Genomic DNA, 16011 nt, shown 5'->3' with positions numbered 1-16011 from the left:
AAAAAATGGGTCAAAGGATAAACGTTCCATCATTTATCGACAGAATAGGTGGAGTAAAAGGCAACAGACGCGGGTAAAAAAGTAGTGAAAATGAAAGAAAAAAGGGGAGATAGGGAAAAAGACATAGCGGCATAGAACCATACAAATGACTGACAGAGTATGTTAAGGTGAAAAACAGGAAGCAGAAGGCCACACGTACTGCAGCCATTCACCTCTTACGACCTCAAGAATTTATTCTTTCGGCGCTGTGATTAGATGCTGTTGATTTCTTAACCGCTCATGTAAGCGCACCTGAAGCAAAATCTCTAGAAACATTCACCATATTATGTAACAGAGCCATTCTTTCTAATCAAGCGGCATAAACAAAAGGAGATTGTGGAAAGCTAGCACTAGGTGTATGCCTGATGTGGATGACACACTATGATAAGGAAAGGAAGATTCAATGCATTGGTATGAAAAATTAAATCAGTATTTCCCAATTGAAGAAATGAAATCAAAAGAACATATGGAATTGCTTCTAGAAGAACGAAGCGATATTTATCATAAAGATGAAGGGCCACACCACGTGCTTATTTATGTGGAATTTGATGAGTTTGTATTTGTTGATTACTTGTTCGTGTCCAAAGATGCCCGAGGCCAAGGACTTGGCCATCAATTGATTGACAAATTGAAAGCAAAAGAAAAAGCGATTATTCTCGAGGTAGAACCGGTGAATTATGAGGATACAGATAGTGAAAAGCGGCTGCGCTTTTATGCGAGAGAGGGGTTCAGCCATGCGTCAACTATTGGATATTCCAGGCGTTCACTGGCTACAAATGAAGTAAATGATATGGAAATCCTTTATTGGGCTCCTCACGATGAAACAGAAGAAAAGATTTATGAAAGCATGAAAAAAACCTATTCACTTATTCATAAATATAAAGACAAAGAACTATACGGCGAGCCGTTTGATCCGGTACAAGAGGTTTTATCCAGAGATAAAACTAGAGATGAAGATATATTAAAAGAGTTAATATAAAGAAAGGCGGTCCCAAATTAGAAAGCCAGATTCGATTGACAAAAAGAGCTCCATAACGAGCAGATGGAACCTGGCCATTTGAGGGCCGCCTTTTATTTTTTTAGTAAAATATTTATTAGTGGTTTAGACGGGAAAGAGAACGGGTAAAAGTAAGGAATAAGAGAATATAGAACAAGTCTATATTTCAGAGAACAAAGTGTAGTGAAACCGCTTATCGGCTATGGCTGGCTTATTCGGCCGCCGAAAGCCATTTAAAAAATGAAAAAAGTTTGTAATTATTATTACAATGTAATGAAAACTGTATTCATGAGCCGTTCCATCATGTATAATATATATTGTAGCCGGAGCACTTGAAGCTATTGATATCGACTGCTTCATGAATGGATATTCCTCATGAAAAACAGGTATTATATTCTAATCTTTAAGGAGTGTGTTTGAGGAATGGTTACTTTATATACTTCACCAAGTTGTACTTCCTGCCGTAAAGCAAAAGCATGGTTAGAAGAACACGAAATTCCATACGTTGAAAGAAATATTTTTTCCGAGCCTTTGAGCATCGAAGAAATTAAAGAAATATTGCGAATGACAGAAGATGGCACGGACGAAATCATTTCCACACGCTCAAAGATCTTCCAAAAGCTCAATGTAGATCTTGAAGCGCTGCCTCTGCAAAACCTGTTTGAACTGATCCAATCTAATCCAGGGTTGCTTCGCCGCCCGATCATTTTGGACGAGAAACGGTTGCAAGTAGGCTATAACGAAGATGAAATTCGCCGCTTCTTGCCAAGAAAAGTGCGTACATTCCAATTGAAGGAAGCGCAGCGGCTCGTCAACTAAAGAAGAGAACCTTCATACCAGAAGTATGAGGGTTTTTATTTTTATTTCCAGGTTGTAATTTTAGGAAAATTCGGATAGAATAACGAAACACTCTTTTTATTTTGGAATCATTATATTTTCATTTGTGGTGTGTTTAGCATACAATAGAATCAGGTAGATGTATACCATCAGGCCATTTAGGGCAATGCCTAATAATAAGGGGAGTCGTCCTCAGGTACCCTTAGACGGAAGGGAGAGGTAGTTATGGAAATCGAACGCATTAATGATAATACAGTGAAGTTTTACATTTCATACTTGGATATAGAGGAAAGAGGCTTTGACCGCGAAGAAATTTGGTATAATCGTGAGCGGAGTGAAGAGCTTTTTTGGGATATGATGGAAGAAATACACGATGAAGAAGACTTTACCGTTGATGGTCCGCTCTGGATTCAAGTTCAAGCTTTGGATAAAGGGCTGGAAATATTGGTGACTCAGGCGAACTTAACGAAAGACGGTCAACGAATCGAACTGCCGCTGCCCGGAGATAAGTACCGGGATTTCCCAGTTGATGACCGCTTAGAGGAGCTGCTTGATGAACATTTTCAAGCTAATGAAGACGATGATGAGCCCAAAGAACCAATGCTGGAATTCATGCTTTCATTTAATGACTTTGAAGATCTTATACAGCTAAGCAAGCGTGCCTTTCTTGATGAACTGGCTACACAGCTGTATGCTTATAACGGCAAATATTATTTATTTGTGGAATTTCCAGAGGAAACAATGGATGAAGAAAAAGTAGAGAATACATTAAGCTTGCTGCTGGAATATACAGATGAGTCCGGCGTTACTATCCACCGCCTTCAGGAATATGGAAAATGTGTGATGGAGAGCCATGTATTTGAAACTGTCCGTAAATATTTTAATTAATAAAGACCGCGCAGATTTCTGTTGAAATCCGCGCTTTTTTTATGGCATCCAGGCGATGAATCATCGGCGCCGGCTCATTTGCCGGCTTTCATACAGAAGTCAAAGAATATCCGTCTCTCTGCCGGAAAAAAGGGTATAATAGCAGGAAAGCAGTAACAGGGGCAGAAGAGGCAGGCGAGGAAGGATGAAAAATACGATAAAAGCGGCTGGCTTTATTGCAGCTATAATTGTCGCTTATATTTTATGGGCAGATCACTATATGGGCGGGCTGCTCAAATATATGAGTGTGGCGTTAACCCTTTCAGTGATCGTTATCAGCTTTTTAATCTTTTTTGAAAACAGGCATCCGACACAAACCGTTACATGGCTTGTTGTATTAGGAGCTTTTCCGCTTTTTGGATTTATTTTTTATTTGCTGTTTGGGAGAAACTATCGGAAAGAGCGGATGTTTAAGAAAAAATATATTCTTGACCAGGAAACATATCAAAAATACAGTTTTGCCCACACAACCGAAGATTTAAGGCAGCACTTTCAAAAGTACGGAGAGCATAAGATTTATGCATTGGCTGAACGGCTTGGGAATACGGAGATTTCTTTTCATACAGAAACAGAGCTGCTGACTAATGGAGAAGAAACCTATGAGTCCATCTTGAATGAGTTGCGAAAAGCGAGGCATCATATTCATTTAGAATATTACATTGTGCGGGCGGACGGCATTGGCCATGAAATTAAAGAGATACTTATTGCTAAAGCACAGGACGGGGTGAAGGTGCGTTTTTTATACGACGCCGTTGGTTCTTGGATGTTATCGAAGGGCTATATTCAAGAGCTGCGTAATGCCGGCATTGAGATGGTGGCATTTGGGCCAGTGAAAATCCCGCTTTTGAATAGCAAGTTTAATTTTCGCAATCACCGCAAAATTATTGTCATTGACGGAAAAGTAGGGTTTGTCGGCGGTTTGAATATTGGAGACGAGTATTTGGGGAAAGACCCCCAATTTGGTTTTTGGCGTGATACCCATTTATATGTGCGCGGGGAAGCGGTTCGGTCGCTGCAGCTGATTTTCCTGCAGGATTGGTATTATATGACCAATGACAGCTTTATTACACCGGGATATTTGACTCCGGAGCCAGAGAGGGAAGTGCGGCGGACGGGCGGCGTTCAAATGATTGCCGGCGGCCCGGACAATGAGTGGAGTGTGATCAAAAATATTTTCTTTTCAATGATTACATCGGCCCAGAAATTTGTTTGGATTGCTACCCCTTATTTTATTCCTGATGAGGACATCTTTTCGGCCTTGAAGATCGCTGCTTTAAGCGGAGTAGATGTGCGCTTGCTTGTTCCGAAGCGTCCGGATAAACGAATTGTTTTCCACGCTTCCCGGTCGTATTTTCCGGAGCTTCTGGAAGCGGGGGCGCGGATTTTTGAATATAAGGAAGGTTTTATGCACAGTAAGTTCATCATCGTAGATGGGGAAATAGCTTCTATAGGCACTTCTAACATGGATATGAGAAGCTTCCACCTCAACTTTGAGGTGAACGCTTTCTTATATCATACTCACAGCATTGAGTCGCTCGTGAGGGAGTATATTAACGACATCCATGCTTCTGATGAAATTAATCTGGAGGACTTTAACGGCCGCCATCTTGGTTACCGCCTCATTGAGTCGACGTCAAGGCTGCTGTCACCGCTATTATAAAGCATCATACGAAGGAAATGACCCGGAGGCGGCGCTTTCGGGTCATTTTGAATGTCAGGCAGAAAAGGCTTGAAGGCTCTCCTTTCTTAAACAAATTGAAAGAGAACCAGCTGTAAAAGCGGACGGCCCGGTAACGAAAGGGTTAACAGAAATGACATATTCTTAAATTATTTGTAATAAATAGAAGTGTTTGTTAAAATCATGTCGAAGTAGGTTTTTTTTATGGAAAAAGATGGTGATAGCAATTTTTTAAATAGATAGAAAGAGAAATAGACCGGGAAATTGAAAAGGGGAGATAACGAAGTGAGTAAAAAGAAAAAATGGATTATTGCAATTTCAACTATTATCATACTAGGCTTGGGGATTGGCGGTTACATATTCACAAAGTCCAAGTTTAATAGCGAAGAAGGCGCGGGAGAAATTTTCCCGACAAAGGTAAGCGATATGATGGGCGGAATGGAAGCTAGCGCCGGCGGTTTATTTGCCGGGGTAGTTGAGCCGAAGGAAACAGAGAAGATCTTCTTATCTTCAGAACGCGGCACTGTGAAAGAGGTATTTGTGAAAGAGGGGGACGTGGTTAAAGCGAATGACCAGTTGTTTTCTTATGAGAATGCCGAAGGGGAGATGGAGCTGAAACAAAAGGCGATCGACCTCGACATTGCCAATAGCAGCGTTAAGCAGAAGAAATCAGAAATTTGGTCGCTGGAAAAGCAAATCAAAAATGCGGCTGCTGAAGAAAAATCTGCGTTAAGAGAGCAAGTGGCACAAGCGGAAACAGATTTAAAACTAGCTAAATTCGAAGTGGAAAAAGCAAATTTAGAGTACCAGGAAATGAAAAAGAAAGTAAACAATAACATCGTTAGAGCGAAAGTAAATGGCCTGGTGCAAAAAGTTGATGAAGAACAAAAGCAATCAACGGGCGGAGAGAATCAAGGGGAGCAGCAGCCGTCAGGCCCCTTTATGCAAATTTATAATACGGATGCCTATTTTGTAAAAGGAAATGTCAATGAGCTGATTAAAGATGAACTCCAAGTGGGACAAGAAGTGAATGTAGTCAGCCGAAAAAACCCGGAACAAAAATGGCCGGGAAAAATTATTGAAATCGGCAAGCTGCCGGTAGATGAAGGCACTGATGAGATGGGCGGTATGGGAATGGACGAGATGGCAATGAATCCGCAAGCATCCAACTATCCTTTCCAAGTCCAGCTCACAGAGCATGAAGGGCTGGAATTTGGCTATCATGTATTCATTGAACTAAAAGGGGAAGAAGCTTCCCAGGAAGTGATGCTTCCAACGGATATGATTGTGATGGACGGAGAAAAGCCATTTGTATGGACGGTTGCAGATGAGAAAGTGAAGAAACAAGAAGTCGAGTTGGGCAAGGAAATGCCGGATATGATGATGACGGTCATTAAGAGCGGCCTAACTAAAGATGATTACGTTATATTCCCTGATGACACAGTAAAAGAAGGAAAGAAGGTAACTATTGATGATTCACTTGAAGAACATCAATAAATCATATTGGATTGGAAAAGAAGAAGTTCCAATCCTTCATAACATTAATTTGTCTATTGAAGAAGGCGAATACGTATCGATTATGGGACCTTCCGGATCAGGGAAATCGACGATTATGAATATCTTGGGCTGCCTGGATACCCCTACATCAGGAGAATATATATTAGATGGAAACAGCGTGCTCTCGCGCAAAGAGAACGAGTTGTCCAAAATTCGAAACGAATATATCGGCTTTGTTTTCCAAAACTTTAACTTATTGCCGAGGTTAACGGCATTAGATAATGTGCAATTGCCTCTAGTGTATGCCAAGGTCAATAAAAAAGAGCGAAAAGAACTGGCAATAGATGCACTGGCCAAGGTAGGGCTGAAAGATCGGATCAACTTTAAGCCAACGCAATTATCGGGCGGGCAAAAGCAGCGGGTAGCTATTGCCCGGGCACTTATTAATAAACCAAAATTTATTTTAGCGGATGAGCCGACAGGGGCGCTCGATACTGCTTCAAGCGAGCAAGTGATGAATTTGTTTACAGAGTTGAATAAAGAAGGCGTAACCATTGTTTTAATTACCCATGAAGAGGAAATTGCACAATACGCCAAACGAAGCATCTTTCTGCGTGATGGGGCCATCATCAAAGATGAAAGGAGAGAGTTGCATGCTAGATAATTTAAAACTATCCTTTCAATCTATTTTTGCCCATAAAATGCGTTCTGTTTTAACAATGTTGGGAGTCATTATCGGGATCGCTTCCATTATTGCGATTGTAGCGATGATTGAAGGCCAGAAAGAAAGCTTGAAATCAAGCCTTGTCGGAACAGGAAACAATTCGATCGCTATTATGTTTCAATCGCCTGAAGCAGCCGCAATGGGCGGCAGCGATATGGTCATGATGGGCGGCGGTGAGGAAAATCCGCCTGACGTCATCCCAACAATTACCGATGAACAGCTTGAGGAAGCGAAAGTGCCGGACTTAGTCAAATCGATTGCTGTCTTCTATCAAAACTATACACAGGCTTATCATCTAAATAACTTGTCGGATTCCGAACTTTATGCGGTCGATGATAAGTATTTTTCAATCTTTCCAATTAAGATGTTGGAAGGAAGAAAAATCGCGCCGGTTGAGCACAAGAATGGCAGTCAAGTCGCCATGATTAATGAAGCGACCAGGGACGCTTTGTTTCCTGAAGGAAGCGCGATTAATCAGGTCATTGAACTGAATAAAGTGCCTTTTCGCGTCGTAGGCGTATATGCAGATGAAAAAAGTGAAGAAGATAATATGTTTATGATGGATGCAGGAATGGGGAAAATCTATTTGCCGAAGTCCGCATGGCCCCATTTAGGAAGCTTCAATGATATCCCTCAAGTGCTCGTTCAGGCTTATCATTCAGACCAGCTGGAGGAAGCTGGACAAGTGGTTGCCGATTCCTTGAACAGCCAGCTGCCTGCGACGTCCACTTGGCAGTACAGCATTCCGGATTTGCAGCAAATCATGGAAGACATTAATGAGTTTAACCAAGCCTTTACGCTGTTATTGGGGGGGATTGCAAGTATCTCCTTGCTTGTCGGAGGCATTGGTGTAATGAATATTATGCTCGTATCTGTGACGGAAAGAACGCGGGAAATTGGCATTAAAAAAGCTCTTGGAGCGAAGCGGTCTGTTATTCTTTGGCAGTTTTTAACAGAGTCAGCCGTGCTTACCAGCATCGGCGGCATTATCGGTGTACTGGTGGGATTAGGGGGCGCCAAGGCCATCTCCTACTTTGCACACCTGCCATTTGCTGCGCCGGTCCCTGCCATTATCGGATCTGTTGTTTTCTCCATGGCAGTCGGCATTATTTTCGGTTTAATTCCATCCATGAAAGCAGCAAAAATGAAGCCGATCGATGCCCTTCGATATGAATAATAAGATGGCTGAATCTGAGGCACCCCTTTCCCTATGCAGGGAAAGGGGTGTTTTTAATTCAGAAAAAAACAGCTTGCTGATTAAGCATTATTTTCTTAGTGAATGGAGCGCGAGCCAGCAGGAAAGAGCGAAGAAGGAGCGAATAGATGTAAGTATGAAAGGAGTGGTTGCAGATGCTTATTGCTATCGATCAATCTGGCGAGGTCATTAGTTTAGCCCAACAGCCCAATGAACAAATGCTCGGAAAAATTCGTGCTTCCATTTATTTTTGCCCTGCATGCCGCGAGCCGGTCATTTTAAAGGCAGGAGCTGTCAAAATACCTCATTTTGCCCACAAACAATCACACGCATGCAAGTCATTTTCAGAAGGAGAGTCCGCTCGCCATTTAAAAGGCAAGTCCGATTTATACCGATGGATTCGCTCCACTCATGAAGTGAAGCTGGAAGCTTATTTGCCGGAGATTGCCCAGCGTCCGGATTTGCTTGTTGAAGAAAAAACAGCTATTGAATACCAATGCTCCGCTTTGCCAGCGGCCCTATTTTTGAAAAGAACAGAAGGCTACAGGCAGCAGCACGTTTTTCCCTTTTGGATTTATGGCGGGCCGCCAATTAAAAAACAAGGACCATTCTATAGCTTTTCTCTGTTTCACCGCCTCTTTTTTCATTACTCTCTGTCCTTCGGGTTTTGGCTCTTAGCTTATTGCCCTGATCAGGAATGCTTTACACTCTACTCACAGCTTACTCCAGTATATCCCTCTCTTTACGCAGCTGCCGTACAAAACATCCCTCTCTGTTCTTTAGCTTATCCCCCAGCCTTTGATGCGGCTTCCCCTTTCCAGCCTTTTTCTTTGTCCGACTGGTTTCTTAGGACAGAACGATGGCTGCAGCAGCAAATATATTTCACCAAAGGGCTATCCGGCCCGTTTTTCCATACTGTTTATCAGTCGAAGAATCATCCTTCCTTGTTGCCTCTTTGTATTGGTTTGCCTGTCCGCTTTATGGCTCTCATTAAAAGCCACCCGATAGAATGGCAGTTTTATTTATGGCACGATTTGCTGGCCTATCAGGAGAACGCAACGGCAGAGGAGGCAGCAGCCGTTATTAAGAAGAGGATCAAAAAAGGGGATGTGCAGCTTAACCAGCTACCGCTGTGCTTATCACCGGATCTTCCCGATGTGATGGAAGAATATTTAGCGATTTGGCGGGCGGCGGGCGCAGTAAATAAAGAGCCGTGCCGGACAGTATGCGAACAAATGGAAAGGAAAAGAGCATTTATTCGAAATTTTGAAGAGTTCATCATTTCCCGGCTTATTTTTTGAGTTTTTCCGCATACAATAATATGATGAAGAGGAAGAGAAAATATGGAAACAGGAGGGACTTGGGATGACAAATGAACAAGCAGTCAAGCAGCTTCCGTCAAGGGAGAGTGTGCCAGAACAATTGACATGGCGCCTGGAGGATATTTTTGAAACGGACGAGCGCTGGAATGAGGAATTTGAACAAGTGAAAAAGCTGTCAGAGCAAGCGCAAAGCTATCAGGGGAAGCTCGGCGAAAGTGCTGAAAGCCTTTATAATTTTTTCACTTATCAGGACGAGCTGCTTGAGCGTATGGGCAAACTGTATACATACTCTCATATGCGCTACGATCAAGACACGACAAACTCTCATTATCAAGGAATGGATGATCGTGCAAAAAACCTCTATACGCAAATTGCAAGTGCGCTTTCTTATGCAGTGCCTGAAATTCTAGCGATTGATGAAGAGCAACTAACGAAGTTCGTGGCAACCCACGAAGGGCTGGACGTATATCGCCACGCCATTGAAGAAATTAATTTGCAGCGTCCGCATGTGTTATCAGCATCAGAGGAGAATTTGCTCGCCCAGGCGTCCGAAGTGACCTCTGCCTCGAGCAACACCTTCAGCATGCTGAACAATGCAGATTTGGAATTCCCGGCCATTAAAGATGAAGAAGGAAATGAGGTCCAAATTACACATGGGCGTTATATTCAGTTTTTAGAGTCGGACGACCGCCGGGTACGGGAGGAAGCCTTTAAAGCAGTGTACAAAACGTACGGCAACTTTAAAAACACGTTTGCGAGCACGCTTAGCAGCCAAGTGAAAAAAGATAATTTTTATGCCCGTGTCCGCCATTACAATAATGCCAGAGAAGCAGCTCTTGCAGGCAACAATATTCCGGAAGCGGTATATGATAACCTGGTGAAAACCGTCAATAACCACTTGCCTTTGCTTCACCGGTACGTGGAGTTAAGAAAGAAAGTGCTCGGTGTTGACGAGCTTCATATGTACGATTTATATACACCGCTTGTCAAAGATGTAAAAATGAAAGTAACTTATGATGAAGCGAAAGAGTATATGATTAAAGGGCTGGCTCCGATGGGAGAGGAATACACCGAGGTATTAAAGACAGGCTTGGATAACCGCTGGGTCGATGTGGTTGAAAACAAAGGAAAACGCAGCGGTGCTTATTCTTCTGGCACTTATGGGACAAATCCGTATATCTTGATGAATTGGCAGGATAATGTCAATAACTTATTTACACTGGCTCATGAGTTTGGACACAGCATGCACAGCTATTTCACGCGGGCGTCTCAGCCTTATGTGTACGGCAATTATTCGATTTTCGTCGCAGAGGTGGCGTCCACATGCAACGAAGCCTTGCTGAATGATTACTTGCTTAAAAATGTAGACGACGAAAAGAAACGCTTGTATATTCTAAACCATTATTTAGAAGGCTTCCGCGGCACTGTTTTCCGGCAGACGATGTTTGCTGAATTTGAACATCTGATTCATGTGAAGGCGCAAAATGGGGAAGCGCTGACTGCTGATGCGCTGACGAAGGAATATTATGAGCTGAACAAAAAATATTTTGGCAGCGGCATGGTGATTGATGAAGAAATCGGGCTTGAATGGGCGCGCATTCCGCATTTCTATTACAACTATTATGTATATCAATATGCGACCGGCTTTAGCGCAGCTACAGCGCTAAGCAAGCAGATTCTGGAAGAAGGGCAGCCGGCCGTCGACCGCTATATCAAAGAATTCCTGAAAGCGGGAAGTTCCGATTACCCGATCGAAGTGTTGAAAAAGGCCGGAGTTGATATGACGACTGCCCAGCCGATCGAGGAAGCTTGCAAGGTATTCGAGCAGAAGTTAAATGAAATGGAGCAATTGCTGTCGTAAATAAGAAAAAGAGCGCCTGGAAGCATGCGGGCGCTCTTTTTCATTTCCAACGTTTTTGCCGGTTGATCAGATAAACGGGAATGAATAAGACAAAAAATAAAGTGGGTGCTGTGACATACAATGGATATAAGTTCAGAAGACCGAGTAAATTAAACAGTAGGGCAATGCCTGCGAGTGAAAAGTAAGACCAGAGAAAAATCCATTTCATAAAGTAACCTCCTGCAGCAGGTACCATTATATGTTAGTTTACGCTTTCTATTCCATTGTTATGACAAATATGTGAAATCCGGCACAATCACTTGTTTTTAAGGGAGGGGGCATGATAATATAAAAATCGTGAAGTTGATCACATACAAACATATACCCCTTTGTTTGACCGTGAAAAATTTCTCCCATCCCCTTTGTTCGTGAGAAAAGGCCTTGTAATGATACAAGGTCTTTTCTTTTTTTTATGTAAAAGGATCTTATTGCTTTCCATTTCAGGCGCTTCGCTTTCCGCGGGGCGGGCGGCGAGCCTCCTCGGCGCTAAAAGCGCCTGCGGGGTCTCGCCTGTCCCGCTGATCCCGCCGGAGTCTGTGCGTCTTCCATTTCAATCATCATGAGTATAAAAAGAGGGCAACTGTATAATGATGCTTGTTTGAAAATAGATCATCCTGCCGTCATCAAGCGGCTGAATGAAACATCAGCAGCCTTTTTTCTTTTCTATGTAAAAGGGTCTTATTGCTTTCCATTTCAGGCGCTTCGCTTTCCATTTCAATCATCAGGAGTTATGAAGCCGGCGGTTGATTTTTCTTTTATGATGGCTTATAGAATGCGGTTTTCATAGTAAAGTGCCGCCTTTCTCCATCCTAAAGGGGGTTGGAATAAGCTCCTTCGGAACCCCTTTGCTGCCATAAAAAAACAGCCTGGAAGTCCAGGCTGTTTTTTTATGAAAAATGCCGGAACGGGCTCCCGGCTAATCACTGATCAATAAATTCCCATATGGAACCGAATTTCATCGGTATTTTGCGCACTTTGCGCTGGAGAAGAAGCTTCTTCATTTCTTTTTCTACTTCCCGTTCATTCCAATTGTATACGACGCCGATTTCCTTTGAAGAGGTGAAGCGGAATTGCTTCAGAAAGTCTTCCAGAGCAGGCGGCTGCTGCGGCTCTGGCAGTTCATCCAACATTTCTTCAATAATCTGGACATAAATATCATAAGAATAAAGCCCGGTAATTTTAATGCCTTCTTCTTCAATGTTCTCGTTAAAAAAAACGAGTGTCGGCGTTTCGTCTACTTCCATTTCGGCAGCGATTTTCAAGTCGCATTGAAACGCTTTGGCCGCGCTGGAAGAATGCATGTCATTCAGAAATTCAGCTTTGTCTAGTCCAGCGTCATCAGCACAGTCATTTAAAACGTTAAGATCGGATACATTTTGCTTTTCAATAAACAAAACCTCCTGAAGCTTGCGCAAAAAGCGGCTTCCGGCCCGGCGTCCTTGCAGCTCTGCTGCCTTGATAGCAACCGAAGCAAGGAAAGGGGAGGAAACAGGATAGTCCATCCAAAGAGCACCATCACATGACATGCCAGATCTGGCTGCATTTGCTTCCCATCTTCGCAATTTGGAATCGGGGAGGTTCAATGCCGCAAGATTACCGGTCAACACCTGCTTTAAACGAAAGTAACGGCCATATTCAATGTGCAATTTTCGGATGAACGGCTCAAGCGCCCAGCATTCCGGACAGAGCGGATCAACAAACCAATAAATTTCCAAAGGCTTTTGCTGAGTGGAACACATCCGATTAAGCAGTAATGATGGTTTCAATAGTCTTCACCTGGTCCTTCCGGCTGGTTCACCATATGATTAGCCGTCAGTTCGAGACGATGATAGAAAAAGTCCCGTAAGTCACCATGCAGCTCGACTTCATCCATAGCTTCTCTCATACAAGAGAGCCAAGCGCGGGCGCGTGTAGGAGTAATCGGAAAAGGCAAATGGCGTGCCCGGAGCATCGGGTGGCCATGTTCTTCGGTATATAAAGGAGGCCCGCCCAAGTATTGTGTAAGAAACTGCTTTTGCTTGCGGGCTGTTTCTGTTAAGTCATCAGGGAAAATTGGAAATAAATCAGGATGCTGACTAACTTTTGAATAGAACGCATCAACTAGTTTTGAAAGTTTTTCTTCACCGATGTATTCAAATGGTGCTATTGATTTTTCGCCCATACCAATAACTCCTTTTTTCCTTGTAGTGTAAATTTATTTTATCAAGGGGGCTGTTATAACACAAACAAAGTGCTTGTGCCTATTTTTACAAGTTTCGGGCGGGGAGGAGTTATGCATATAAAAAAACAGACCAGCGAAGGGTCTGTCTTGGTTTAAGCATAATAATGAGAAGTAATTTTTTGCACATAATTTCGGGTTTCTTTAAAGGGAGGGACGCCCCCGTATTTTTTGACGTTGCCCGGCCCGGCATTATAAGCAGCAAGTGCGAGCTTAATATCTCCGTTAAATTGGTCAAGCATTTGACGGAGATATTTCGTGCCGCCAAAGACATTTTGCTCAGGGTCGTAGGCGTTGGACACGCCGAGACCGCGTGCAGTGGCAGGCATCAGCTGCATTAGGCCGGCTGCTCCGACGTAGCTTCTGGCATTCGGGTTAAAGTTGGATTCCTGGCGAATGACCGCTTGAATCAGCTTTTTCGGTACGTTGTACTTTTCCGCTGCCCGGGTAATAATATCATCAAAATCTGTTTTGACATTTGTATTCACCGTTTTTAACAGGTCTGCTCCCGGCTTCGTCGGCAGAACAGCCGACGGTGCAGCAGAAAAGGATGGAGTATCGCCATTTGTGCTTTCTAAAGAGTTTGCTACCGATCCTCCACCGATGAGTTCCAGTCCTTCTATTAATGCCTGTTGCAGAACAGCGCCGAATACTTGGTTTGGAGCCGTTCCTGAAGAAGCTGTTGTATTGGGAGAAGGCGACATACTTTGCATGATGCCTGTGGCAAACATAGTTTGAAATGGATTACTGCTCATAGTTCGCTCCTTATTAATCTTCAGCTGCCTGCCGCAGCTTTTCGTTATAAAATCTTCTTACCTTATTATCGGCCTGCCTGATTGGAAGTTGATAGCTTTTTAGAAAATTATTGAAAATTTCTTCTCCGCTTTTTCTCTCTGCGGCTTCATATTCAATTTCAAAGTCTTCACGTCCTAAATAGAAGCTGTTATCAAACACAAGCAATCCGCCTTCATAATCTATCTCTGCTCTTTTCGTAGACAAGGTTCCAAAAGGTTTTAATTCGGCCAAATCGGTTATGACATATGAAAGGGCTGTTTTTACCGGGCCATCCGGGAACGCCTCGCCGGCTAATAGCTCCTCTGCTTCTTGGCGAAAGAGCGGTTGTGATGTCTCCAGCAATCCGTCTTTAGCAGGCTCTTTCAGCGTTAACTCAAAGTCCCCATTTTTCTCGCGAATGCGCAGGGCACATCCTGCCTGCTTCAGTAGAAAGCTTTTTGTATCAAAGTAGTGGTTGTGCTGAAGGCAAAAATCTTCCGGTCCCAGGTGAAAGGCATCCGCCAGCCGTTCAAAGTCTGTTTGGCTGACTATATTTTTGAACTCGATTTCTAATTCCTGACTCATGCTTTTTCCTCTTTCTTCAATTTAGTTTCGTCGTTCATAGCTCTGTATTTGAAATAGACAGATGTGTTAAAATATGAAATGAGTTTTCATACTGTTTGGTTGCAGCTATCGCAAGGCTATAGGCCGTTCCGTCTGCACAGCAGAAAAATGTTCGTTCACCCGCTGTTTTTTTACAGCCGGCGGGCACCTTGCCTTTTCAGGTAAATTCAGGCCAGGCGCTTCCGCCTTTAAGTTTATCATAGCAGGCACGGAGAGGGGAAAAAGAGAATGAGAAAAACAATTCATTTTACAAACGCATTGTGGGATGAGGATGGAGTGAAACTGCATGCAAACATGCCTGTGCAACTGTCAGGTGTTCAAGCAGCAGAGCAAATGATCGTTGATTCCGACGAAAAAGCCTTTGTTTATTTAGCAGAAGAAAAAGACGAATTTATCTATTTATACATACATGAAACAGTGTGGGAAGATCTTGAAAAAGCCTTGAAGGAAGAAGCCCGATTGTTTGTTTCAGGCGAAGACGTTACTCTCGAACTGACTGGCTGGAAGGAAGAGCTTGGTTATTTAATCGGCAATATTGAAGGCAATAGCAATTACGGAGAGGAAATGGTGAAAAAGGTAGAATCCGTCTTTTTGCATCATCAATAATGCAGCTGCGTCTGAGAGGGAAGAAGAATGAAAAATTGGGATGAATTTTTAATACCTTATAAGCAAGCGGTGGATGAGCTGAAAGTGAAGCTTAAAGGGATGCGCACACAATTTGAACACGGCGATGAGCATTCTCCGATTGAATTCGTGACGGGGCGCGTCAAGCCCGTGGCCAGCATTCTTGACAAAGCGAGAGATAAAAATATTCCTTTGGACCGCTTGGAAACGGAGATGCAGGATATCGCCGGTGTCCGCATGATGTGCCAGTTTGTAGATGATATTATTAAAGTCGTTAAAAAGCTGCGCATGCGCAAGGACTTTAAAATTGTTGAAGAGAAAGACTATATTTCCCACAAGAAACCGAGCGGCTACCGTTCGTATCATATGGTCATTGAGTATCCGGTGCAAACCATTCACGGCGAAAAGAAAATATTAGCGGAAATTCAAATCCGGACGCTTGCCATGAATTTTTGGGCAACCATTGAGCACTCATTAAATTATAAATACGAGGGGCAGTTCCCGGAAGAAATTCTTATGAGGCTGGAGCGGGCAGCTGAGGCTGCTTTTCGCCTGGATGAGGAAATGTCGCTCATCCGTGAGGAAATTAAAGAAGCACAGGCGTTTTTCACGAAGAAGAAAGAGCAAGTAAAGGATCATAGAAGAAAAGAGTAGA

The 16011-nt window shown here is 43.2% G+C and carries 16 protein-coding genes; 11 read left to right on the top strand and 5 right to left on the bottom strand.

The window, feature by feature from the left end:
• The first annotated feature begins 442 nt into the window (after positions 1-442).
• From B1A98_RS12620 to pepF, 9 genes are all read left to right on the top strand, one after another.
• Positions 443-1018, top strand: a complete 576-nt coding sequence (locus B1A98_RS12620) for a GNAT family N-acetyltransferase (protein WP_063383926.1) — start codon at positions 443-445, stop codon at positions 1016-1018.
• Between the two features lie 441 nt (positions 1019-1459).
• On the top strand, positions 1460-1855 hold the full coding sequence (gene spxA / locus B1A98_RS12615; protein ID WP_041099230.1) for a transcriptional regulator SpxA: 396 nt from the start codon (positions 1460-1462) through the stop codon (positions 1853-1855).
• A 243-nt stretch (positions 1856-2098) separates the two neighbouring features.
• Positions 2099-2761 (top strand): adaptor protein MecA, encoded by a 663-nt coding sequence (gene mecA / locus B1A98_RS12610; protein WP_063383927.1) that lies wholly within the window; start codon positions 2099-2101, stop codon positions 2759-2761.
• Positions 2762-2945: 184 nt separating this feature from the next.
• Positions 2946-4460, top strand: coding sequence for a cardiolipin synthase (gene cls, locus B1A98_RS12605; protein WP_063383928.1), 1515 nt, complete (start codon positions 2946-2948; stop codon positions 4458-4460).
• A gap of 303 nt (positions 4461-4763) precedes the next feature.
• Positions 4764-5975, top strand: coding sequence for an efflux RND transporter periplasmic adaptor subunit (locus B1A98_RS12600; RefSeq protein WP_063383929.1), 1212 nt, complete (start codon positions 4764-4766; stop codon positions 5973-5975).
• Positions 5950-6639, top strand: a complete 690-nt coding sequence (locus tag B1A98_RS12595) for an ABC transporter ATP-binding protein (protein WP_063383930.1) — start codon at positions 5950-5952, stop codon at positions 6637-6639. Before B1A98_RS12600 ends, B1A98_RS12595 begins: the two co-directional genes overlap by 26 nt.
• Positions 6629-7876, top strand: a complete 1248-nt coding sequence (locus B1A98_RS12590; RefSeq protein WP_063383931.1) for an ABC transporter permease — start codon at positions 6629-6631, stop codon at positions 7874-7876. The genes B1A98_RS12595 and B1A98_RS12590 overlap by 11 nt, the downstream gene beginning before the upstream one ends.
• 173 nt (positions 7877-8049) lie before the next feature.
• Entirely contained in the window at positions 8050-9195 is a 1146-nt protein-coding gene (locus tag B1A98_RS12585; RefSeq protein WP_063383932.1) for a competence protein CoiA, read from the top strand.
• Between the two features lie 64 nt (positions 9196-9259).
• Positions 9260-11077: an oligoendopeptidase F gene (gene pepF / locus B1A98_RS12580; protein WP_063383933.1), complete on the top strand. Its 1818-nt coding sequence runs from the start codon at positions 9260-9262 to the stop codon at positions 11075-11077.
• 40 nt (positions 11078-11117) lie between these two features.
• Here pepF and B1A98_RS20495 read toward each other — a convergent pair whose 3' ends face one another.
• The 5 genes from B1A98_RS20495 to B1A98_RS12550 form a co-directional block, all read right to left on the bottom strand.
• A complete protein-coding gene (locus B1A98_RS20495; RefSeq protein ID WP_169713113.1) occupies positions 11118-11285 on the bottom strand; it encodes a hypothetical protein in 168 nt (55 codons plus the stop codon).
• Between the two features lie 751 nt (positions 11286-12036).
• Complete coding sequence (locus tag B1A98_RS12565) at positions 12037-12855, bottom strand: ClpXP adapter SpxH family protein (protein WP_052475277.1); 819 nt, start codon at positions 12853-12855, stop codon at positions 12037-12039.
• 23 nt (positions 12856-12878) lie between these two features.
• Positions 12879-13277, bottom strand: coding sequence for a globin domain-containing protein (locus B1A98_RS12560; protein ID WP_041099250.1), 399 nt, complete (start codon positions 13275-13277; stop codon positions 12879-12881).
• A 152-nt stretch (positions 13278-13429) separates the two neighbouring features.
• Complete coding sequence (locus tag B1A98_RS20920) at positions 13430-14089, bottom strand: lytic transglycosylase domain-containing protein (protein ID WP_063383935.1); 660 nt, start codon at positions 14087-14089, stop codon at positions 13430-13432.
• A 13-nt stretch (positions 14090-14102) separates the two neighbouring features.
• Entirely contained in the window at positions 14103-14693 is a 591-nt protein-coding gene (locus B1A98_RS12550) for a CYTH domain-containing protein (protein ID WP_063383936.1), read from the bottom strand.
• A gap of 267 nt (positions 14694-14960) precedes the next feature.
• On the opposite strand from B1A98_RS12550, the gene B1A98_RS12545 reads away from it, so the two are divergent.
• Positions 14961-15338, top strand: a complete 378-nt coding sequence (locus tag B1A98_RS12545; RefSeq protein ID WP_041099256.1) for a UPF0738 family protein — start codon at positions 14961-14963, stop codon at positions 15336-15338.
• 27 nt (positions 15339-15365) lie between these two features.
• A complete protein-coding gene (gene yjbM, locus B1A98_RS12540; RefSeq protein WP_041099258.1) occupies positions 15366-16010 on the top strand; it encodes a GTP diphosphokinase in 645 nt (214 codons plus the stop codon).
• Position 16011: the final 1 nt, after the last annotated feature.

The organism is Pseudobacillus badius (assembly GCF_002189605.1).
Lineage (GTDB): Bacteria > Bacillota > Bacilli > Bacillales > Domibacillaceae > Pseudobacillus > Pseudobacillus badius.
Note: the sequence above shows the minus strand (reverse complement) of the source record. Positions and strands in the feature narration are given on the sequence as shown.

Excerpts from the sequence above, each read along its gene's own strand:
- B1A98_RS12620 (WP_063383926.1), top strand. The coding sequence starts at position 443 with ATGCATTGGTATGAAAAATTAAATCAGTATTTCCCAATTGAAGAAATG.
- spxA (WP_041099230.1), top strand. The coding sequence starts at position 1,460 with ATGGTTACTTTATATACTTCACCAAGTTGTACTTCCTGCCGTAAAGCA.
- mecA (WP_063383927.1), top strand. The coding sequence starts at position 2,099 with ATGGAAATCGAACGCATTAATGATAATACAGTGAAGTTTTACATTTCA.
- cls (WP_063383928.1), top strand. The coding sequence starts at position 2,946 with ATGAAAAATACGATAAAAGCGGCTGGCTTTATTGCAGCTATAATTGTC.
- B1A98_RS12595 (WP_063383930.1), top strand. The coding sequence starts at position 5,950 with ATGATTCACTTGAAGAACATCAATAAATCATATTGGATTGGAAAAGAA.
- B1A98_RS12590 (WP_063383931.1), top strand. The coding sequence starts at position 6,629 with ATGCTAGATAATTTAAAACTATCCTTTCAATCTATTTTTGCCCATAAA.
- B1A98_RS12585 (WP_063383932.1), top strand. The coding sequence starts at position 8,050 with ATGCTTATTGCTATCGATCAATCTGGCGAGGTCATTAGTTTAGCCCAA.
- pepF (WP_063383933.1), top strand. The coding sequence starts at position 9,260 with ATGACAAATGAACAAGCAGTCAAGCAGCTTCCGTCAAGGGAGAGTGTG.
- B1A98_RS20495 (WP_169713113.1), bottom strand. The coding sequence starts at position 11,285 with ATGAAATGGATTTTTCTCTGGTCTTACTTTTCACTCGCAGGCATTGCC.
- B1A98_RS12565 (WP_052475277.1), bottom strand. The coding sequence starts at position 12,855 with ATGTGTTCCACTCAGCAAAAGCCTTTGGAAATTTATTGGTTTGTTGAT.
- B1A98_RS12560 (WP_041099250.1), bottom strand. The coding sequence starts at position 13,277 with ATGGGCGAAAAATCAATAGCACCATTTGAATACATCGGTGAAGAAAAA.
- B1A98_RS20920 (WP_063383935.1), bottom strand. The coding sequence starts at position 14,089 with ATGAGCAGTAATCCATTTCAAACTATGTTTGCCACAGGCATCATGCAA.
- B1A98_RS12550 (WP_063383936.1), bottom strand. The coding sequence starts at position 14,693 with ATGAGTCAGGAATTAGAAATCGAGTTCAAAAATATAGTCAGCCAAACA.
- B1A98_RS12545 (WP_041099256.1), top strand. The coding sequence starts at position 14,961 with ATGAGAAAAACAATTCATTTTACAAACGCATTGTGGGATGAGGATGGA.
- yjbM (WP_041099258.1), top strand. The coding sequence starts at position 15,366 with ATGAAAAATTGGGATGAATTTTTAATACCTTATAAGCAAGCGGTGGAT.